General features: G+C 68.3%; 12 protein-coding genes. 1 reads left to right on the forward strand and 11 read right to left on the reverse strand.

Annotation, left to right across the window (positions count from 1 at the left end; all coding sequences use genetic code 11):
- Positions 1-140: 140 nt before the first annotated feature.
- Positions 141-5780, reverse strand: coding sequence for a hypothetical protein (locus FZ033_RS19835; RefSeq protein WP_188079589.1), 5640 nt, complete (start codon positions 5778-5780; stop codon positions 141-143).
- An 831-nt stretch (positions 5781-6611) separates the two neighbouring features.
- Between FZ033_RS19835 and FZ033_RS19840 the strand changes: the two genes are divergently transcribed.
- Complete coding sequence (locus FZ033_RS19840) at positions 6612-7565, forward strand: helix-turn-helix transcriptional regulator (RefSeq protein ID WP_149577793.1); 954 nt, start codon at positions 6612-6614, stop codon at positions 7563-7565.
- 68 nt (positions 7566-7633) lie between these two features.
- On the opposite strand, the gene FZ033_RS19845 is transcribed toward FZ033_RS19840, so the two are convergent.
- The 10 genes from FZ033_RS19845 to FZ033_RS19890 all read right to left on the reverse strand — a co-directional run bounded on the left by FZ033_RS19845 (position 7634) and on the right by FZ033_RS19890 (position 21891).
- The gene (locus tag FZ033_RS19845; RefSeq protein WP_232847575.1) at positions 7634-9355 is read right to left on the reverse strand and encodes a GMC family oxidoreductase; all 1722 of its coding nucleotides are present in this window, start codon (positions 9353-9355) and stop codon (positions 7634-7636) included.
- A 112-nt stretch (positions 9356-9467) separates the two neighbouring features.
- The gene (locus tag FZ033_RS19850) at positions 9468-10931 is read right to left on the reverse strand and encodes an aldehyde dehydrogenase family protein (protein ID WP_149577794.1); all 1464 of its coding nucleotides are present in this window, start codon (positions 10929-10931) and stop codon (positions 9468-9470) included.
- Between the two features lie 28 nt (positions 10932-10959).
- On the reverse strand, positions 10960-12684 hold the full coding sequence (locus FZ033_RS19855) for a thiamine pyrophosphate-binding protein (protein WP_149577795.1): 1725 nt from the start codon (positions 12682-12684) through the stop codon (positions 10960-10962).
- 65 nt (positions 12685-12749) lie between these two features.
- Positions 12750-14090 carry an MFS transporter gene (locus tag FZ033_RS19860; RefSeq protein ID WP_149577796.1) on the reverse strand — a complete coding sequence of 447 codons (1341 nt, stop codon included), beginning with the start codon at positions 14088-14090 and terminating at the stop codon, positions 12750-12752.
- A gap of 33 nt (positions 14091-14123) precedes the next feature.
- Positions 14124-14930 carry an enoyl-CoA hydratase/isomerase family protein gene (locus FZ033_RS19865; RefSeq protein ID WP_149577797.1) on the reverse strand — a complete coding sequence of 269 codons (807 nt, stop codon included), beginning with the start codon at positions 14928-14930 and terminating at the stop codon, positions 14124-14126.
- 61 nt (positions 14931-14991) lie between these two features.
- On the reverse strand, positions 14992-16539 hold the full coding sequence (locus FZ033_RS19870) for an AMP-binding protein (protein ID WP_149577798.1): 1548 nt from the start codon (positions 16537-16539) through the stop codon (positions 14992-14994).
- Positions 16532-17050 (reverse strand): (2Fe-2S)-binding protein, encoded by a 519-nt coding sequence (locus FZ033_RS19875; RefSeq protein WP_149577799.1) that lies wholly within the window; start codon positions 17048-17050, stop codon positions 16532-16534. Before FZ033_RS19875 ends, FZ033_RS19870 begins: the two co-directional genes overlap by 8 nt.
- On the reverse strand, positions 17038-17862 hold the full coding sequence (locus FZ033_RS19880) for an FAD binding domain-containing protein (RefSeq protein WP_149577800.1): 825 nt from the start codon (positions 17860-17862) through the stop codon (positions 17038-17040). Before FZ033_RS19880 ends, FZ033_RS19875 begins: the two co-directional genes overlap by 13 nt.
- Complete coding sequence (locus FZ033_RS19885) at positions 17859-20858, reverse strand: xanthine dehydrogenase family protein molybdopterin-binding subunit (RefSeq protein WP_149577801.1); 3000 nt, start codon at positions 20856-20858, stop codon at positions 17859-17861. Before FZ033_RS19885 ends, FZ033_RS19880 begins: the two co-directional genes overlap by 4 nt.
- A 193-nt stretch (positions 20859-21051) precedes the next feature.
- A complete protein-coding gene (locus FZ033_RS19890) occupies positions 21052-21891 on the reverse strand; it encodes a helix-turn-helix domain-containing protein (RefSeq protein WP_149577802.1) in 840 nt (279 codons plus the stop codon).

The raw sequence follows: 21891 nt of genomic DNA on the forward strand, positions 1-21891 counted from the left end.
CTCAGGCGAAGTGGATCGCGGTTCGCGTGAAGAAAAAGCGTAGTCCGATCAGCCTGCGACAGGGCCGATCGACCTGCCCTTGAGGTGGGAAAGGCGGCGTGCCGGAGCACGCCGCCTCATTTCGACCCGGAAGGGCGATCTCACCACTGGTAGCGAACGCCACCCTTCGCGCTGCCGGCGACGTAGCTCTCGCCGAACTTGATGTCGGCGTTGGTGAAGCCGTTCCACCCGCTGTCCTTGGCGAAGTAGTTCAGGCCGACGCCCACCTCGCCGAACAGACCGTTGAAGCTGTCCACGGTGTTGAAGGGCAGGCCGGGGTTGTAGATCGTGACCGCATTGTCGCCGAGGAACTCGTACCACAGGCGACCGGTGAGGCTGGCCTCGATCCGGTAGGTGGCCGCGTCGTAGGCGGTGGCCCCGACCCGGGCACCGATGGCACCCCGCAGGCTGTCGTTGTTTCCGAAGTCCACCAGCGTGCCGGTCCCGATGGCGAGGTTGGAAATGTTGGTGTTCACGTAGCTGAGGGTGGCCAGGCCATCCACGAAGCCGGTCGCGCCCCACTTGTAGAAGCGATAGCCGGTATCGACCACGAAGCCGTAGTTCCTGGCATCCGGGGACTGACCGTAGTAGCCCGCCCCGACGAGGGTGGGTGCCTGATAGTCCATGGACAGGAAGTCAGCCTTGAACAGGGCGTCGAGGAACCAGTTGTTGTTGATGTAGGTGGCGTAGACGCCGACCGTGCCGCCCGTGTAGTCCGCCGTGGAGGGCGAGCCCGAGAAGGACAGGTCGGAGGCCACATAGCCGCCGAGAACACCGAACACCACCGCGTCGTTGGGACCGAACACGCCTTCCTTGCCGAAGTCGGCGCCGGCCATGAACCCGTAGATGTTCTGGTTGTAGCCGGTGTCGAAGCCGTAGGCGCGGCCGTAGGCGGCGTAGTTGTCGGACGCGTCACGCGAGCCCCAGCTGCCGATCACCTTACCCCAGACACCGGGGGTGACGGAGCTTGGCGCACCGTTGACGGTCTTGATGCCTTCCTTGGTGACGAGGGTCGTGGTCGTGCCCTGCAGGTAGGTGCGCAGGTCGGCCTGGCGATCGAGCCACACGCCGGTGGTCTCGTGCCAGATGGCCTGGGCGCCGGTGACCAGCTTCGGCAGTTCGAACACTTCCTGGTCGGGCATGCCGACGAGGTACTGGTCGTTGCCGATGGCCACGAGGTCGTAGAAGAACAGGCCCTTGTCGATCACGCCGCCGAACTTGGCGCTGTAGTTGGTCGACGCCGAAGAGATCACGAAGCTCGCGGTCTCGCCGGGGGTGTTCTTGCCGTAGGTGACGCCGGTCGGATCGACCACGTCCACCACCTTGATGCCCGCGAGGTTCCACGCGCCGGCGCCGGTGTTGACGTCGTGGATCAGCAGCTGGGTCTGGCCGGGGGTGACGAGGCCGACGATGTCGTTCCCGTTCACGTCGCGACCGCCCACCTGCAGGATGTCCGAGGTGGAGCCGGCGGCGCCGACGAAGGTGTCGAGGCCCACCGTGCTGTTGCCGACGCCGCGGAAGATGCCGCTCACGTAGGTCACGTCGCGGGTGCCGTTCCAGGCGATCTGGCCGGGGGTTTCGTCCCGAAGGTCGAGCAGGCCCGCGCCCACATAACCGGCATCGCCGTTGTTGAAGGTCTCGAGGCTGTAGAACGAGGTGGTCTCAGCCACGGCGCCCTGGAGCGCGGTGACGATCCGGCCCGGGTTGTTGACCGTGTCATTGCCGCCGCCGAAGTAGTTGTTGCCGACGGTGACCCAGGTGTTGGAGCTGAAGTTGTTGAACACGTCGTCCTTGCCGGTGAGGCCGACGCGGCCGACGATGGTGCCGTAATTGTCGATGGTGGTGGCGCCGCCGTCGGTGTCGATGACGATCTGGCTCGCCGCCGTCACGATATCTCCGTGGAAGGCGTAGGCCCAGGAGCTCACCAGCGAGTCCGCGCCCACCGTGATGTTGGTGGCGTCGTCGCTGCGCACCGAGATCACCGCGTTGGACCAGGTCTGGCCCGAGCCGGACACGACGTTGTTGGCGCCGATGCTCACGGTGGCGATATCGGCGTCCGAGATGCGGATCGCGTTGCCGACACCGTTCTCGTCGGCGTCGCCGATGATCCGGGCATAGGAGCCGGTGGTGACGTTGACGTTGTCCCAGCCGTGGGCGTGGATCGCGTCGTCGCCGGCGACAACCTGCGTCGACTTCACGGAGGTCCCGCCGAGCACGTTCACGTAGATGTCGCCGGCCCCGAAGGAGCGGTTGGACACCCGGATGCCGTCGTCGCCCGCTTCCACGGAGGCGGTGGAGCCGACCGTGACGGTCAGATCGCCCGAGCCGCCGAACTTGTGGGCGACGATGCCGTCATCAGCAGCGCTGACCAGGCTGTTGGTGCCGGTGGTGACGTTGGTGGCGCCGGTCGTGAACAGGGACGTGGCGTAGATGCCGTCGTTGCCGGCCAGGATGGCGGAATTCTCGCCGGTGGTGACGCTGTTGTCACCGGTGCCGAAGAGGTGGCCCGACGTGATGCCGTTGGTCAGAGCATAGATCTTGCTGCCGAGACCGGTGGTGGTGGTGAGGTTGCCGTCGCCGAAAGCCTTGCCGGCGACGATGCCCGCGAAGGTCGGCGTCGCGAGGCTGCCGATGGTCGAGCCTTCGCCGGTGGTGACGACCACGTTGCCGTCGCCGAAGGCCTGGCCGGCGGTGATGCCGATGCCCGCGGTGTTGATGGCGCTGTTCTTGCCGGTGGTCACGGTCACGGCGTCGCCGCCCACGGTGGCGCTGTCGCCGAAGAGCTTCAGGGCCACGATGCCGCCGAGGCCGGCATTGATGGTGCTGCTTTCGCCGGTGGCCACGCTGACGTTGCCGTCGCCGAACGACTTGGAGGCGATAATGCCGATGTCAGCCGCGGTGATGGTGGTGGAGGCGAGCTGCGTCACCGTCACGTTGCCGTCGCCAAAAAGGGCGTTGGCCTCGATGCCGTTGCCGGTGGTGGCGGTGATGTTGGCGTTGGCGTTCACCGCCACGTCGCCGTTGCCACCCTTCAGGATGAAGATGCCGTTGTCGCCGGCGTTGATGGCGGTGTTGTTGGTCACCGTCACGTTGCCGGTGGACAGGGCGATGCTGCGCACCTGGATGCCGTCGTCGCCCGCGGTGACGATGGCGTTGGTGGTGACGTTGACGTCGCCGCCGCCCAGCAGGTTCACCGAGATGCCGTCATCGCCGGCATTGATGGTGCCGTTGGCGGTGGTGTTGACGGTGATGGGGGTGTTGGCCGTGGGCGAGAGGCTGATGGCCACCGCCGTGATGCCGTCGCCGCCGGTCGCTCCGCCCGGGTAGCCGCCGATCGCCGAGTCCACGTCGATGGTGGTGGCGCCGGAATCTCCGAGCTTGAAGGTGGCGATGCCGATGCCCGCCGACTGGATCGGGGCGCCGGCATTGATGTTCACGTCGATGTCGCCGGTGCCGACATTGCCGGCCAGGATGCCGATGCCGGTGGCCTGAACGTTGGCGTTCACGTTGGCCTGGGCGAGGCCGGAACCGAAGGTCACGGCCGCACCGCCGATGAGCGGCGGGTCGATCACGGCATTGACGTTCAGGACGGCACTGCCGGTGCCGCCGGCGAAGGCGGCCGCGCCGAACAGGCCGTCGGCCGAGATCTTCTGGTCGACGTTCACCGTGGTGTTGCCACCGGTGTTGAAGGCGATGATGCCGGAGCCGCCCGCGTCGATCTCGGCCTTGTTGGTCACCGTCACGGTGCCGCCGTCGCCGATGATGCCGGCCACGATGCCCTGCGAGCCGGCCGTGATCTTGGCGTTGGTGGTCACGTCCAGCGTGCCCTTGTCACCGAGGATGCCAGCCGCGATGCCCTGGGAGCCAGCGTCGATGGTGTCGTTGGTGACGACGGTGACCTTGCCGCGGTCTCCGGAGAGGCCGGCAATGATGCCCTGGCTGCCGGCGGTGATCGCGGCGTTGGTGGTCACGTCGACGGTGAAGTCATTGCCGGACGCGCCGGCGAGAATGCCGAAGGTGCCCGCGTTGATGGCGCCGTTGGCGGTGGTTTCCACCTTCACCGAGCCGGACTTGCCGGACGCAAGGGCGGTGACGCCGAAGCCGGTGACGTCGATGGTGTTGTCCACCTTCACACTGGTGGTCGCGACGTTGTTGGCGTTGGCCGAGGCCAGGATGCCGGCCGCCGAGTTGTTGATGACGCCGTACTGCTCGACCGTGCTGGTGGCGTTCTTGCCGCCGCCCTGCGCCGTGGCGAGGCCGGTGATGGCGACGCCCGAGCCGCCGCTCACCGGGCCGTAGGTGTCGATGGTGCTCGTGGCGTTGCCGAAGACGCTTTCGGTCGAAGCAAAGATGCCGCCCAGGCCGCCGCTGGTGGTGCCCGCGGAGGTGATGCTGGTGGTGGTCGACTGGTCGATGACCGCGTGGACACCGATGCCCACGCCGGAGGCGCTGCTGACGGTGCCGTTGGTATTGACCGTGACGTTGCCACCGATGCTGGTCTTGTTGATCGCGATGCCGGCGAGGCCGCCGGAAACGGTGGTGCCGCCGGCCGTGTTCACGTCGACGTTGCCGGTGGCTTGATACTGGCTGTTGACGAGGACGCCAAAGCCGAGCGGGCCGCCGGTGGCCTGCGTGGTACCGCCGAGCGTGACGTTTACGTCATCGCCGCGCTGGACCAGGTTGATGCCGGCAAGGGCGCCGGACAGGCTGGCCGCGCCAGTGGTGCTGACGTTGATCTTCTCATCGGCCGAGCCGTAGAGGCCGGAACTCACCAGCGGCAAGGTGCCCTGCGCCGTGCCGGAGAAGTTGGTGACGGTGAGGTCGCCGTTGTCGGTGGTCAGGGCGAGGCCGGCGAGGCCGCCGGTCGCCGAGCCGGAGAAGTTGTTGACGTTGATGTCGCCCTGGGCGGTCTGGGCCAGGATGCCCGCGCCCAGCGTGCCCTTCGCGTTGCCCGCGAAATTGTTCACAGAGATATTGCCGACGACGCTGGCCGAGAGGTCAAGGCCATTCACAAGGCCGGTCACCGAGGCGTTGGTGCCGAAATTGTTGGCGGTAATGTTGCCGCTCGCCGTCTGGGCCTGGATGCCGTCGTACAGCACGCCGTTCGACGAGCCGTTGAAGCCGGTCAGGTTGATGTTGCCAACCTGGGTCGAGGCACTGATGCCCGTGACGCCGCCCTGGGCCGAGCTGGCGAAATTCTTGACGCTGATGTCGCCGAGATCGCTTTCGAGCTTCAGGCCGTTGACCAAGCCGGAAATATAGGGGGCCGAACCCGAGGCGGGCGCGGTGAAGTTGTCAGCGATGATGTTACCGCTGAAGGTCGTCGCCGAAATGCCGCTCGTACCCCCCGAAGCCGTGCCCTTGAAGCCGGTCAGGTCGATCTTGCCGTTGCCCGCCGTGGTATCGATAACGATGCCGCTGCCCGCAACGCCCGTCGCCTTGCCGTCGAAATTCGTGACGGTCACGTTACCGGGCGCCGTGATGCTGATGCCGTTGCCGAGAAGACCACCGGTGAAAGTGGTTCCGTTCGACACATTGAGCGTAACGGTCTGGCCCGACAGGGTCGCGGCGTTGCCAAGGACGGATGAGTACTGACCGCCGCTCGTCGTGACATTGACCGTGCCGCCAGCGTCCACACTCAGACCACCGGCGGTACCGGAGACGTTGGCGCTGGAATTGGACGAGAAGGTGATGTTGTGATCGGCCGTCAGTACAACGCCGGTCCCCAATGGGGCGGACACCGTCGCGGCGAACCCGGAAACGTTGATGTTGCCGTCTGCATCGAAATTGATGCCATCGCCGGCTACGGTGCTGAACGATCCGGCGATTTGGGTCGAAGTGATATTACGGTCCGGCGTCCCGCTTGCCGTGACATAGAGCCCTAATAGGGTTGAGTTTGTCGAAGGCTGGGTAGTGACCGTGACGTCTTTGTTGGTGCTGAAAAGACCGCCGTTTGAGTTGCCTGAGCAATTGATGGCCGTCGGGTTAATGAAAGGGCTACCCGAGCAAGCCGCTTCAGCCGCGGTCGGCACCAGGAGTGCGCCCACGGCGAGGGCCGGAACCAGTGCGGTGCTGAGGAGGAGGGCGCGGGTGCGCCGGTGGCGCAGGGAGATTTCCCCAGAAGCGCCCGAAAGGATGGTGCCGCCCGTATTGGCCATCTGAACCCCCAGTAATCGGCCGGTGCCCTGAACCAGCCGGAAAAACATTGCTTCGGTCGCGGCGCGACGCTTTGTCCGCGTTGCGACCCTTGGATGCAGATGCGCTTCAGGCACCATGCAACTCCAGCGAACTTATCCAGCGCACGCAATCGCCGCTCCGCAGCCTGCGAATCTTCGCTACTCAAAATGCGAACTTCGTCATATTCGCCGCGGGTGTTGCAGTTTTGCACGAAATGGCAAAAATTATTTATATTACAATATGATAATTGGGTTTTTACGAGGCTCTTCCGGTGCATGGTACCTTGGGTCAGTTTCGCTGACGCAAGTTAAATGGAGGTATGAAGATACATCTATTTGCATTTACTCTCTGTTTGTATTGTTCTCCGCTGCGGTACGGGGAGCGACCGCCGAGTGATGAACAGCACAACCAAAGCGGGAAAGCATTACAAGATAAGTATTGGTGCAAATGCGGCGCAGAATACGGCGCTTGCATTCCCTTTAGTTGCCTTGGGTGTGACTGGTCGCAACACGGATGGTGAGCATTCCGAGGTGGAGACGGCTTCCCCGTTCCAGGCCGCGGCCCTGCATACAGTTGCGATTATTGGTGGAAAGTCAGAGGTTCCCGGCGATTTTCAAGTCGCCTCGTCGCCGGAGCCGGGGGTCTTCATCGGCAGGTGTTCCGAATCTGCCACGGTGCGTATCGATGACATGCAACCGGTCGCCATCGAGGCCGGCCGGGCCTTCCTCGGAGTGGTCGCGCGGGAGGCGGAGCTGCATTATGCGGCCGGCGAGGTGACCCTGGTGCTGCTCCCCCGTCAGGTGCTGAAGCTTGCCGACGCGCTCAAGGCGGCGCCGTTCGGGGTTTCGGCCGGGCCGGACCCGGCGCTGGATATCCTGATGTCGCACGCCGCGGGGCTTCTCGGCCGCCGGCTGCCGCCCGCTTTGGCCCTGTTCTGCGAAAGCGCGCTGCTCGGCCTCCTCGCCTTTGCCGCCGGACCCGGCGGGAGCGCCGCCGCGCGCGGGCCGGACGGCCGGGATGCGCTCTATCAGGAGATCCTGCTCGACATCGCCGCCAATTGCAGCCGGCACGATTTCGGCGTGTCGCAGGTGGCGCAGCGCCACAAGATCAATGTGCGCACGCTCCAGAAGATGTTCCAGCAGCACGGCGTCACGCTGAAAGAGCACCTCACCTGGTCGCGCCTGCAGCTCGCCCGCAACGCCCTGGCCGACCCCGCCAATGCGAACAAGAAGGTGTCCGACATCGCGTTTGAGGCCGGCTTCAACGATATCGCCACCTTCAACCGCTTGTTCCGCAGGAGCTTCGGGCGGACGCCCTCGTCCCTGCGCCATGGCGACGGCGCGGTGTGAGGCCGGGGGTGGTTCCGGGGCGCTTCCGTTCGCATCGGCTCCGGGCAGCCGCGCGGGAGCCGCGTTCCCTAGCGGCGGCCGGCGAGGTGATCGGCGATCTTCTCCGCGATCATGATCACCGGGATATTGGTATTGGCTGTCGGCAGGCGCGGCATCACCGAGGCATCCGCCACATGGATGTTGTCGGTGCCGATGATGCGGCCTTCGGGATCGACCACCGCGTGGGGGTCCGCCGCATCGCCCATCCGGCAGGTACCGGCGGCGTGCCAGACGCCGAAGACATTGGCCCGTAAGAAGTCCTCCAGCCGGGCATCGTCGTCGACGATCCCGGCAAGGGAGGAGCCCGAGGACATGAAGCGGCGCAGGGCCGGCTGGCGCAGCGCCGCCGGCAGGTCGAGCAGCGCGCCGAGCCCCGCCGTGACCAGGGCGTTGGCGCGCGACACCCGGCTCAGGCGCTTGATGGCCGGCGAGAAGGCGGCGGGGAAGAGGTCTTCGGGGTCGGGATTGAGCGCCGCGCTCGCAAGCAAGGGAAGGAGGGCGCGGGTACCCGCCATCATGCGCGCGAGGTCGGAAGGATCGCTCAGGAGATTGAGGTCGGCCTCCGGATAGATCGCCGGATCGGGGGAGACGAGGCGGACACGGCCGTTCGATTTCGGGCGGTTGCACCACAGGAAATAGAGTCCGAGCCGTTGCCCCAGCTTATGCCAGCCGGCCCGGGCCGAGGCCGTGGCATACATGTCGGACGCCTCGCCCCCCGCAATGCCGGATGAAAAGCGCAGCGCGGCGAAGCCGGCGCGCCGGTGGGCGGCCGGCAGGCGCAGATGGGGCGGCAGATATTGGCAGATGGTGAGGGCGGGGTGGTCGCGCAGGTTCTGCCCCACCCCCGGCCGGTGCACGGCGACGGGGATGCCGAGCGCCGCCAGCGCGGCGCCATCGCCGATGCCGGCGCGCATCAGGATGGCGGGGGTCTGGAGCGCGCCGGCCGTCACCACCACCCGGCCGGCCGAGACCCGGAGCCTTTCCCCGCCACGCTCAAATTCAATGCCCGTTGCCCGCGTCCCCTCCATGAGGAGCCGCAGAAGCAGGGTCTGCGGCCAGATGGCGAGGTTCGGCCGCGTCCGCGTCGCCGCGTCGAGATAGGCGACGGCAGTGGAAATCCGCTGGTCGTTCTCGGCATTGAAGGCGGTGGGGAAGACGCCGTCCTCGAATTCGCCGTTCTGGTCCATCCGGCGCGGCAGGCCCCCCGAGGTGAAGGCTGCCGTCGCCGCCTCGGCGAAGGCCGGCCAGTGCGGCGGCAGGATGCGGCGGATGGGAATGGGCCCGTCCCGGCCATGGAGCGGGCCGTCGAAGTCCTGGTCCCGCTCCAGCTTGCGGAAATAGGGCAGCACGTCCGCCCACGCCCAGCCGGTGGCGCCCAGCGCCGCCCATTCGTCATAGTCGCGGGGCAGGCCGCGATTGGCCGACTGCACGTTGATGCTGGAGCCGCCGCCCATGATGCGCCCCTGCTCGTAGGCGCGGGTGCCGCGGCTGCCGTCGGCGCGGCGGGTGGTGAAGGCGCGCAGGCCGGGCCAGATGAAGCGGTCGCCGTGGAACAGGCCCATGGGATAGGCATCGGCGATAGCGGCCGGGACGGCACCGGGCGGGGTGTCGGCTCCGGCCTCCACCAGCAGCACGCGATGGCCGGGGTCGGCGGACAGGCGGTTCGCCAGCACGCAGCCGGCCGAGCCGCCGCCGATGATCACCGTATCGAAGAAGAGCGAGGCGGGGCCGGTCATCGCGGGGAGGGACATGACGCACGGTGTCCTTCGGCCCTGAAGGCCGTGGCTGGGAACGATGCTGGCAGGGATGGGGCGGGCGGTGAACCCACGGCCCCGGCTTTCGACCGGTGCCGCCGATCGCGGATCAGACGACGCCGGCGTCCTGGTAGATGTGTTTGATCTCCATGAAGTCGATCAGGGCGTCATAGCCGTGCAGGCGGCCGAGGCCGCTCTTGCGATAGCCGCCGGTCTCGGCTTCGGCGAACAGTTTGTTGTGGTCGTTGATCCACACCGTGCCGTTGCGCAGTGCCCGCGCCACCCGCATGGCCCGCGCGCCGTCGCGGGTCCACACCGAGGCGGAGAGGCCATAGTCGGAATGGTTGGCGCGGCGCACCGCGTCGGCCTCGTCGGCGAAGCGCTCGAGGACCACGAGGGGGCCGAAGATCTCCTCCTGGACGAAGAAGGCGCCAGTGTCCTCGTGGGCGAGGAGGGTGGGGGTGAGGAAGGCGCCGGCCTGAAGCGCCCCGCCGGGGCGGGTGCCGGCGAGCACCACCTCGTCTGCCGCGTCCATGGCCTCGACGATGCGCCGGTCCACATGGTCGCGTGCCGCGGCATCCACCAGCGGGCCGATCTGGGCGCCGTCGGCATCGCCGGGCGCCACCTTGAGGGCGGCGAGGGCGGCCTTCAGCGCGGCTTTCATGGCCTCGTAGCGGCTTTCGTGTACCAGCACGCGCCGGGCGGCGGTGCATTGCTGGCCGGAGATGATGGTGGCGGCGGCGGCGAGCTTCGGCGCCACCTCGGCCACGTCCGCATCCTCGAACACGAGGCAGGCGGACTTGCCGCCCAGCTCCAGCGACAGCTTCTTCATGGTGGGGGCGGCATCGGCCATGATGCGGGCGCCGGTGGCGTTGGAGCCGGTGAACGAGATCACGTCCACCTCCGGCGCGGTGACGAGGACCTGCGCCACCGCGTGGCCGGTCTCGGTGACGAGGTTGACCACGCCCTTCGGCAGCCCATCCGCCTCGACGAGGGTGCGGATGATCTCGGCGGTGACGAGAGCGGTCTGCGGGGCGGGCTTCACCACGACGGTGCAGCCGGCCGCCAGCGCCGGGGTGAGCGCGCGGATGAGCAGCACCGCCGGCGCGTTCCACGGGATGATGAGGCCGGCCACCCCCGCCGGCTCCTTCAGCAGGGTGGAATAGGCGCCGGGCTCCACCTCGAACACATGGCCGGGAATGAAGCGGGCGAGCCCCGCATAATAGCGGATCTCGGAGATAGAGCCGGCGATCTCGCCCCGCGACTGGGCCAGCGTCTTGCCGTTCTCCGCCGTGAGCAGGCGGGCGAGGTCTTCCGCCCGCCGTTCCATGGCGTCCGCCCAGCGCAGCATCACCATCTGCCGCAGCCGCGGCGCCTGCGCCCAGTCCGGCCGCTCGAAGGCCCGGCGGGCGGCCGCGATGGCGGCGTCCGCGTCCGCCTTGCCGCCGGCGGCGAACTGACCGAGCGCGGCGCCAGTGGCCGGATCGAAGCTCACGGCAGTCTCGCCCGAGGCGGCGCCCTGCCAGGCGCCGTCGATGAAATTCTGCGCCCGGATGGTGGTGATGACGTTCATGCGTGTTCCTCCCCGCCGTTGGCCGGCGTCATGTCGTGCCGTGGCCGGCCTTCAGCGCGGCCGCGCGCAGGCCGGTGAGGGTGGCGGACGGCGTGATGGCTTCGGGATCGATCACCAGCTCCAGCAGGGCCGGCTTGTTCTGGTCCGCCGCGAAGGCGCGGGCGCGATTGAATGCGTCGGCGAAGGCCGCCGTCTCCTCCACCCGTTCGCCAAAGGCGCCATAAGCCCGCGCCAGGGCTGGAAAGTCGGGGTTATCCAGCGTGGTGGCGAACACCCGGCCGGGATATTCCTTCTCCTGGTGCATGCGAATGGAGCCGTAGATGCCGTTGTTCACCACCATCACCACTACGCCGGCGCCATGCTGGCAGGCGGTGGCCAGTTCCTGCCCGCTCATCTGGAAGCAGCCGTCGCCGGCAAAGCAGATCACGTCCCGCGCGGGCAGGTGCAGCTTTGCGGCGATGGCGGCCGGCAGGCCGTAGCCCATGGCGCCGGAGGTGGGGGCAAGCTGGGTGCGGAAGCCGCCGTAGCGGTGGAACTTGTGCACCCAGATGGCGTAGTTGCCGGCGCCATTGGTGAGGATGGCATCCTTGGGCAGGGTCTGCCGCAGGTGCACCATCACCGCGCCGAGATCGAGCCGGCCGGGCATGGGGCCGGGGGTCTGGTCGGCGAGATAGTCGGCGCGGGCAGCCTTCACGGCGGCGCTCCACGGCGCGGGCGCGTGCCAGCCGGCGGGACCCTTGGGCTTCAGCCCGGCGGCAGCGGCGGCGAACTCGCGCATGCCGGCGTTGATGGGCAGGTCGGCCTGATAGACCCGGCCCAGCTCCGCCGGGTCGGCATGGACATGGACGAAGCGCTGCGCCGGGCGCGGCAGCTCGAACAGGGTGTAGCCGGCGGTGGTGGTCTCGCCGAGGCGCGGACCCACCGCGAGGATCAGGTCGGCGGCGCGGATGCGGGCCACCAGCTTGGGGTTCGGCCCCAGCCCGGCATGGCCCACATAATTGGGATGGTGGTTGTCGAGGATGTCCTGCCGGCGGAAGGCCGCTGCCACCGGCAGGTCGAAGGCCTCCACGAAGCGCTGGAAGTCGCGGCAGGCCGTGGCGTCCCAGCCGCCGCCACCGACGATAATGAAGGGGCGCTCGCTCGCCTCCAGCATGGCGGTGAGGCGGGCAAGGTCGTCCGCGCCGGGATGGGCGGCGACGCGTTTGTAGGGCTGGGCGTCCTGAACCTCGACCGAGGCGCCCAGCACGTCCTCGGGCAGGGCCACCACCACCGGGCCGGGGCGGCCGGAGACCGCCACATGGAAGGCGCGGGAGACCAGCTCGGGCAGGCGCTCCGGCCGGTCCACCTCCACCACCCACTTGGCCATGCCGCCGAACATGGCGGGATAGTCCACCTCCTGCCACGCCTCGCGGCCGCGCATGGCCGTGCCCACCTGCCCGATGAAGAGGATGAGCGGGGTGGAATCCTGCGAGGCCGTATGCACGCCGATGGCGGCATGGCTCGCGCCCGGCCCGCGGGTGACGAAGCACACCCCCGGCCGCCCGGTGAGCTTGCCGTAGGCTTCCGCCATGTTGGCCGCCGCCGCCTCGTGGCGCGTGACGATGGTGCGGATGGTGTCCGTAGCTCCGGCGAGGGCGTCGATGGCGGGCAGGAAGCTCTCGCCTGGCAGGCAGTAGACGGTATCGACGCCGTGGATCTTCAGGGCGTCCACCAGGATCTCGCCGCCGGAGCGGATGTGCGCGGAATGCTGCATTTTCTGGCCCGTGCAGGGAAGGGGTAGCCTGCGCCGGATAAGGGACACCGGCGCAGGCTTCAACTTTAGCGGAAATTGCCCTTGGTCTCCGGCACGATGAGCGTGCCCACGAGGTAGAGCGCGAACACGCCGACCGCGAAGATGGAGAGCGACAGGGGGATGTCGGCGGGCGTCGGGCTGGCCAGCGACACGAACGTGGGCATCATGCCGCCGATGGCGAAGCCGATGTTCCAGGAGAGCCCGGTGCCGGTGGCCCGCATGGCGGTGGGAAAGCGCTCGTTCAGGAAGATCAGCACCGGCGCGTAGCCCGCATTGCCGATGAAGGCGATGCTGAGGGCATAGAACACGATGGTGGAAAGATCGCTCGTCTTCGCCATGCCCAGGTAAAAGGTGGGCAGAAGGACGATGGCGAGGACGCCCACGATGAAGAACGTCTTCTTGCGGCCGATGATGTCACTCAGCGTCCCTACCAGCACCGCCGCCACCAGGGCCGACAGCGAGCAGGCCATCAGGATGAAGGAGGATGTGGTGTTCGGCAGCTGGTTGATGAGCTTCAGGAAGGTGGGCATGTAGCCGGAGGTGAGGTAATAGCCCGCGCCGCCGCCGATGGTGATGAGAAGGTTCACCAGCAGCACGTTGCGGTAGCCGCCTGCGAACAGCTGCTTGAGCGGGGTGGTCTGCCCCTTGTTCTGCGCCTTCTTCTTCTGTGCTTCCTTCCAGAACGGGGATTCTTCCAGGTTGCGGAAGATGAACCAGCCGAGGAAGGAGGAGAAGATGCCGGAGAAGAACATCACCCGCCATCCCATCTGCGCGAAGGCTTCGCCCGGGAACAGGGTGGAGGTGACGAGGAACACGAAGGAGGCCAAAAGCGCGCCGATGCCGGCGCCGCCGCCGCCCACCAGCCCCGACATGAAGCCGCGCCAGTTGGCGGGCACCGATTCCGTGCCGATGGTGTGGGTGGAAGCCACCACGCCGCCCACGAACACGCCCTGCACCAGCCGCAGCAGGATGAACAGCACCGGCGCTATCGCCCCGACCTGATGGATGGTCGGCAGCAGCCCGAACGCGGCCGTGGCGACGCCCACGCCCACGATGGCCACCATCATGGCGCCCTTGCGGCCATACACGTCAGCATAATGCCCGAAGATGGCCGAGCCGATGGGCCGCATCAGCAGCGTCACCGCGAAGGAGGCGTAGACCGCCGCCAGCGACCATGTGGGATGGGTGGAGGGGAAGAACAGCTGCCCCACCACGGGCGCCACGTAGAGCAGGATGAACAGGTCGAACAGGTCGAGGGACCAGCCGAGGACCGAGGCGATGATCGCGCTCGTCCTCTGCCTTGTGCTTATGGCCATGGCGGCGGGCGTTCCGGGCGCCTGGGCTGCGGGGACATCACTTGTGGCCATCTTTGTTTCCTCCCTGAGGGGTTTTCTTTTGGCTCAGAGGCCCGTGAACGCAGGCTTGCGCTTCTCGTGGAAGGCTTCGACACCTTCCTGGAAGTCGTGGGACTGCCGCAGCCGGCTGTAGCAGTGGCCTTCCAGCTCGATGGCGATGGTGAGGGGGCTGTCCTCGGTGTCGTTGAGCAGCTTCTTGGCCGTGCGCTGGGCGATGGGGGAGAAGGCGACCAATTCCGCCACCAGCGCGTCGGTGGCCTTCTCGAGGTCGGCGTCGGCCACCTTTTCGGTGGCGATGCCCCAGTCGAGGGCCTGCTGGGCGGAGATGCGCTTGGACCGCATCACGATGTCCTTGGTGCGGGTGATGCCGACCATCTTCTGCAGCCGCGCCGAGCCGCCGGAGCCGGGGATCTGGCCCAGCTTCTGCTCGGGCAGGGCGTACTGGGTGGTGTCGGTGACAATGCGGAAATCGCAGGCCAGCGACAGCTCGAAGCCGACGCCGAAGCAATAGCCGCGATTGGCCGCGATCACCGGCTTGGCGGCGCGGGCGGGGGCGGCGATGTTCCAGGCGAGCTTGGAGACGTGCTCGGGGGTCGCCTCCATGAAGCCCTTGATATTGCCGCCGGAGGAGAAATGCTCGCCGATGGCGCGCACCACGATGACGCGCACGCGGGCATCCTCGTCCAGCGCCTCGAACACCAGGCGCAGCTGGTCGCGCTGCGGCATGGCGACGATGTTGAAGGGCGGGCGGTCGAGGACGATGTCGGCGCGCGCGGCCGCCTCGTCGATCTCGACGCGGAAGCCGTCCAGGGCCGCGAGGCGGGGATCGGCGAAGGTCATCACGGAAGGCATAGGGGTCTCCTCGGTATGGAAATGGGGGCGGGATGGGGCGAGGGGCCGATCGAGCGGGCGGTCATGCGGCGCCGCGTGCGGAATTGGCCTCGGGCGTGTAGTCACCGGCCACCAGATGGCGGCGCAGCAGCTTGCCCACGGGGGATTTCGGGATGTCCTCGACGAACACGAAGCGGCGCGGCCGCTTGAAGTTGGAAAGGCCGGATTCGCGGCAGTAGCGGTCGAGTTCGTCGGTCTCCACCTCGCCCTTGCGCTTGATGAAGGCGACGACGATCTTGCCCCACTTCTCGTCGGGCAGGCCCACCACCGCCACCTCGGACACGGCGGGGTGCAGCGACAGGCAGCTCTCGATCTCCACGGGGGAGACGTTCTCGCCGCCGGTGATGATCATGTCGTCCACCCTGCCGGTGACAAACAGGTCGCCGTCGGCATCGACGAAGCCGGTGTCGCCGGTGAAGTACCAGCCCTCGCGCAGGGCCTTGGCGTCCGCCTCGGGCCGGCGCCAGTAGCCCTCGAAGGCCTCGTCGCCGGCCAGAAGCGCGATAATCTCGCCTTCCTCGCCCGGCGCGGCGCATTCGTCCGCGGCGCGGGCGCCGAGGCGCACCACGCGCACCATCTGGTTGATGCCGGCGCGCCCGGCCGACCCCGGCTTCCGGATCGCATTCGGGTCGATGCTGAAGGTGTAGATTTCCGAGGAGCCGTAATGGTTCACGAACAATTCTGGGTGGAACGCCGCGTCGAGCTTCTGCAGCAATCCGTCGGTCATTGAGGCGCCGGCAAAGCCGAGCTTGCGCACGCTCGTCACGTCGGTGCCGGCGAAGGCGGGATCGTGGACGAGGTCGTGGTAGAGGGTGGGGACCAGATAGAGGTTGGTGATGCGCTCGCGTTCGATGAGGGCGAGGGCGGTCTTCGTATCGTAGCGCGGCAGGCACACGAAGGTGCCGCCGATGAGCGACATGGCGATGAGGGAGCGCACCCCCATGGTGTGATAGAGCGGCATGACGCCCAGCGTCACCTCGCCCCGACGATAAAGGTTCTGCGCCACATGGGCGACGCCGGCGGCCCGTTCCGCCCGGTGGCGACGCGGCACGCCCTTGGGACGCGAGGTGGTGCCGGAGGTGTAGAGCATGATGGACCAGGCATCCGCGCCCACCCGCGCCTCGGGTTCTGCACCATCGCCCGCCACCAGATCCGCGAACGCAATTGCCCCTTCCATCCCGCTGCCGCCCACGGCAATGCGCGTCAGGGCGCCCGCAAGGCGGCTTTCCCGCATGGCCGCCGCGGATACTTCCTCGAAAACCAGGGCCTTGGCCTCCGCATTCTCGATGCAGAAGTCGATTTCGTCGCCCTTGGCGCGCCAGTTGATGGGGGTGATGACCAGCCCCGCGAACTGGCAGGCCCAGTGCAGCGTCGCGGCCTCCCAGCGGTTCTGGAGCACGCTGACGATGTGGTCGCCGGGCTTGAGGCCGAGCCGGTCGAAGGACATCACCAGCGCCCCGATCCTGCCGAGCCACGCGCGGTAGGTGAGCCGCAGATCGCCGTCCACCACTGCGACGGCGCCGGGATCGCGCGCCACGCTGGCGAGGAAGCTGGTGCCGAGATCAAGCATGGGTGGTTTCCTCTTTGCTTTTGCGCAGCTCCGCTGCCGCTTCCAGCGCAGCGCGGACGATGGGCGTGTAGCCGGTGCAGCGACACAGATGGCCGGAGAGCAGGTCGCGCACCTGCGCCTCGTCGGGCTCCGGCGTCTCCCGCAGGAAGGTGTCCAGCGACATCAGGATGCCGGCGGTGCAGAAGCCGCATTGCAGGGCGTGATGGCGCCGGAAGGCGGCCTGGAGGATGGAGAGACGATCCGGCGCCGGGGCGAGGCCCTCCACGGTGCGCACCGTCGCGCCTTCCACCTGCACCGCCAGCATCAGGCAGGCGCGGGTAAGCATGCCGTCCACCACGATGGTGCAGGCGCCGCACACGCCGTGCTCGCAGCCCACATGGGTGCCGGTGGCGCCGATCTCGTGGCGCAGGAAATCCGACAGCAGCAGGCGTGGGCTGGCGAGGCCCTTCACCGGCCGTCCGTTGAGGGTGAACGCCACAAGGTGGCGTGCGTCGGCGCTCAGGCGCGGCATCGGGCGGCATCCTCGATGGTGGAACGGCCGATGCGGCGCACCAGCTCGCGGCGATAGCGCGCGCTCGCATGCACGTCGTCGCGGGCATCGAGTTCGTAGGCGAAGGCGTTGAGCGCATCGTCGAGGGCCGCGCCCTCCAGATGCGGCCAGTCCCGCGCCACCGCCGTGTCGGCGACCCCGCCCACGGCGAGGCGGATGCCGTGGTCACAGACGAGGGCCGCGCAGGCGACGATGGCGAAATCGCCATGCCGGCGGGCGATCTCGCGGAAGGCGGTGCCGTCCCCGTTCGCCACCGGGAAGGAGACCGCCTCGATCATCTCGTCGTCGGCCTTCGCCGTGGCCATCATGCCGGTGAAGAAATCCGCCGCCGCCACTTTCCGCCGGCTCTTGGCGGCACGCAGGTGCACGTGGCCCTTCAGCGCCACGAGGCACAGCGGCAGCTCGGCACTGGGGTCGGCATGGGCGATGGAGCCGCATACGGTGCCGCGGCTGCGGGTCTGGGCATGGCCGGTGAAGGGCAGGGCCTGCGCCACCAGCGGCAGGGTTCGGTCGAGCCCCGGCATGGTGAGAAGCCGCGCCTGTCGCACTCCCGCGCCCACCACCAGCTCGCCCTTGTGCTCGGCCAGTTCGCAGAGCGCCGGCACGCGCATGATGTCGATGAGCACTTTGGGCCGGGCGAGGCGCATGTTCAGCATGGCCATGAAGGATTGCCCGCCGGCGAGGATGCGGGCCTCCGAGCCCTCGTTCCCCAGCACGCTCAGCGCCTCGTCCAGGCTGTCGGCGCGCACATAGTCGAAGGATGCGGGCTTCATGGGGCGCGGCCTCCCACGAGCGCGGCCAGCCGGGCCACGAGCCGTGCGAGGAAGCCCGGCGCCGCCGCTCCGCCGCCGCCGGCCTTGCGGGCCAGCGCCGCGAAGAACTGGCCGATGATGACCTTGGCCGCGCCATCCAGCAGCCGCCCGCCGACGCTCGCCACCTTGCCCCCCACGAAGGCCTCGTAGGTGTAGGCGAGGTCGGTGCCGCCCGTGCCGTCCGGCGTTAGCGTGATACGGCCCGAGCCGCCGCCGAAGCCGAGGTTTCCGTCCACCCGGCCGCCCAGCGTCACCGCCTTTGGCGGGTCGAGGTCGGACAGGGCGACCTGCGCCTTGTAGCGGCCCTTCACCGGGCCGATGCCCAGCGTCACGTCGGCGCGGAACTGGGTGTCCGAGACCTTCATGACCCCGTGGGCGCCGGGAATGATGGATTCCAGTGTCCTCGGGTCCAGCAGCATGGCCCAGAGCGCTTCGGGCGTTGCCTTCACATGGGCCTTGCCCGCCCCGCGCATGAGCTTCTCGCCCTTCGCCCCGCCGGCGTGCGGAGCCGCAGGGGCACGCGCGCCGGCGGGGGCCGGGGCCTCCGGACCGTGGATCAGGGCAGCGATGGCGGAGGGCACCAGGGGGAGGCGCACGTCGGCGACGCCGAGGGCGTCCGCCACCGCATTGGCGAGGCAGACGGGAGTGGACATGCAATTGCCTTCGCCCACCCCCTTGGCGCCGAGCGGGGTGAAGGGCGAGGGCGTCTGCGTATGGACGATGACCGGCTCGGGCACCTCCATGGCGGTGGGCACGAGATAGTCGGCGAAGGTGCCGGTCAGGAAGCTGCCGTCGGGGCCGTAGGCATATTCTTCCAGCAGCGCCGCGCCGAGCGCGTGGGCGAAGCCGCCGCGGATCTGCCCGTCCACCATGCCGGGATGCAGGATGGTGCCGCAATCATGCGCCGTGACGTAGCGGTCGATGCGGACTTCGCCGGTGTCGCGGTCGATCTCGATGCCGCAATAATCGAAGATGAAGCCGTGGCAGAGCGAGGAATTGATGTGGTCCTCGTCGTCGGCGGCGGTCAGCTCCGGCGGTGTCCAGAACACGGTTTCGCGGATGGTGGCGGTGGTGCCGTCCGGCAACTGGCCGGGGGACCAGTGGGAGAGGGCGGCGACGCGCGAGAACGGCAGCGCATTGGCGAGATTGTCCCGTGCGCAGAGCTTGCCGCCCGCGAACACGACCTCTTCCACAGGCACGTTCAGCTGGGCCGCTGCGACGCGGGCGAGGCGCCCGGCGAGCTTGTCCGCCGCGAGCTTCGCCGCCCCCGCCACCGCGGCGGCGAAGCGGCTCGCATAATTGCCGGAAGCGATGGACCAGGCGTCCTTTGCCGTGTCCATCTCCGCATTCACCTTGATGTCGGCCGGCGTGAGGCCGAACACGTCCGCCACCACCTGCGACAGCACGGTGCGGTGGCCCTGGCCCTGGGGCACGGAGGCCACATGCACGCTCACCGAGCCCACCGGATCGATGGCGATGGTGGCGGTGGCCTGGGCACCGTTCTTGGGACCCGCCTTGCGTCGCTCCTCCGCCGTGAGGACGGTGGCGATGTAGCCCATGTTGGAGACCGAGGGCTCCACCACCGCCGCGAAGCCGATGCCGTAGAGCCGGCCATCTGCGCGGGCCTTGTCGCGGCGGGTGCGGAGGTCGGCGAGCGTCCCGGCGGCAAGGCCCGCTTCCAGCGTGCTCTGGTAGTCCCCGGAATCGAGCAGCGCGCCGGGGGCCGTGCGATAGGGGAAGGCGCCCGCCGGGATGAGATTGCGGCGGATCACCTCCAGCGGATCGAGGCCAAGTTCGACCGCGATGCGCTGCATCAGCCGCTCAAGGGCGAAATAGACCTGCGGCCCGCCGAAGCCCCGGTTGAGGCCGGTGGGGCATTTGTTGGTTACCACCACGCGGTTGCGTACGGCGAGGTTGCGGATGTCGTAGGCGCCGGTGAGGTTGCCGTGCATGCGGTAGAGGGTGGCCGGCTCCGGCGCGCGCAGATGGGCGCCGCAATCCTCCACCTGGTCGAAATCGAGCGCCGTGATGCGCCCGTCCGCCGTCACGGCGGCGGTGAGCGTCGTGGCGCGGTTGGTGGCGCTGACCGAGGCGGACAGATGTTCCAGCCGGTCCTCGATCCACTTCACCGGCGCTCCTGCCACCCGCGCCGCCACGGCGCCCAGCACGATGTAGGGGAAGATGCCCTGCTTGATGCCGAACGATCCGCCGCTGTCGCGCGGGGTGCGCAGGCGCAGGCGATTGCCGGGCACCTTCAGCGCCCGCGCGATCACCGCATGGATGGAGAACGGCCCCTGGAAATTGGCGAGGACATCATAGGCGTCCTCGTGCGGGTCGTATTCGGCAACAAGGCCATAAGTCTCGATGGGGGTGCAGGAATTGCGCGGATAGCGGATCGCGATGGAGACGCTCTGGGCGGCTTGCGCGAAAGCGCTCTCGGGGTCGCCATAGCGGAAGCTGCGATCGGAGGCGAGGTTGCGCGGGAAGCCCTCGTGCAGCAGCGGCGCGCCCTCGTCCAGCGCCGCCAGCGGATCCACCACCGCGGGGCGGCTCTGGTAGCTGACCTCGATGAGGTCGAGGGCGTCTTCCGCCACATAGCGATCCTGCGCGACCACCAGCGCCACCGGCTCGCCCACGAAGCGCACGCGCTCCACCGCCATGGGCCAGCACTGCACCGGCGCCTTCACCCCCACCACCAGCGAGGTGGTGAGGCGCGCCACATCCGCGCCGGTGAGCACGGCGGCGACGCCGGGCAGCGCCTGCGCCGCCGAGGTGTCGATGGCGGTGATATCCGCATGGGCGTGGGGGGAACGCAGGATCGCCATGTGGAGCGTGCCCGGCTTCACCCCGAGATCGTCCAGATAGCGGCCGCGCCCGGTCAGGAGGGCGGCATCCTCCACGCGCTCGATGGCGCGGCCGACCCATCCGTCCGCCGTGTCGCGGGGCATGTCGAGCATTCCGGCGCTTCCCTGTTGCGCACCGCTTCGGCGGTTGCGCTGTGTTGGCGGGAAGGTGCCGGCTGGACGCGACCCGGACCATGCCGAGCCGTCTCATCATTTACCCGGGAGTCTCATTTCCCATGGTGCGCTGCGGCGGAAACGGCGTCTCCAGGCCGGTCGGCGCGACCGCCGCGGGAGAGCGGCCCAGCCCTCACAGCGCCATGCGGGAAATGGTGCGGAAGGCGCTGGGCGTCACGCCCGTATGATCGCGGAAGAAGCGGGTGAAATGGGAGGGAGCAGCAAAGCCCAGGCGCTCGCCGATGTCGGTGAAGCTCTTGTCCTCGGAGGTCACCGCCGCCACCGCCGCCTCCACCCGCATCACGTTGAGAAAGATGCGCGGCGGCACATTGGTGGAGGCCTCGAACAGGCGGAAGAAGTGGGCGCGCGACAGGCCTGCCCCCTTCGCCATGGCGGTTGTGTCCACATCGTCGGCGAGGTTGGCGCGCATGCCCTCCACCACGCGGCGGATGCGCCAGTCCATGCGCCTTTGGTCGTCGAGGGCGCGGATGGAGAAGGTGCGCCACGGCGTGAAGCGCTCCACCACGGCGATCATGAGATCGGCGAGCAGCGCCTCGTGCGTCGCATTCGCATCCGGGCGCGCCATCATCTCCTCCGCCAGGTCGTGGGCGAGGCGGTGGATGCGCGGCGAGACTTCCCCGCACGGCTGCTCGAAGAAGCCGGGAATGCCGGAGGCGCCCCAGCCCGGTCGGAAGGTCTTCAGCCACTCCGGCTCGATATAGAGGGCAAGGATGACCGTCTTCGGCTGCTCGGGATCGTGAACATAGGCATGGGGCTCCCAGCCGCTCACCAGAACGGCGGTGCGGTCGGTGAGGGGGACGATGCCCTCGCCGACCGCGAACGTGGTGTCCGCGCCTTCCACCTTCAGCAACACGTGGCAGTGGGGGTGGGCATGGCGCACCAGCGAGCGGTCCATGTCCAGGAGCGCCACCCGTCCGAATGCGCCGTGCGCGATCCTCAAAGCATTGGACAT

Origin of the sequence: Xanthobacter oligotrophicus (assembly GCF_008364685.1) — a bacterium.
Classification (GTDB): domain Bacteria; phylum Pseudomonadota; class Alphaproteobacteria; order Rhizobiales; family Xanthobacteraceae; genus Xanthobacter; species Xanthobacter oligotrophicus.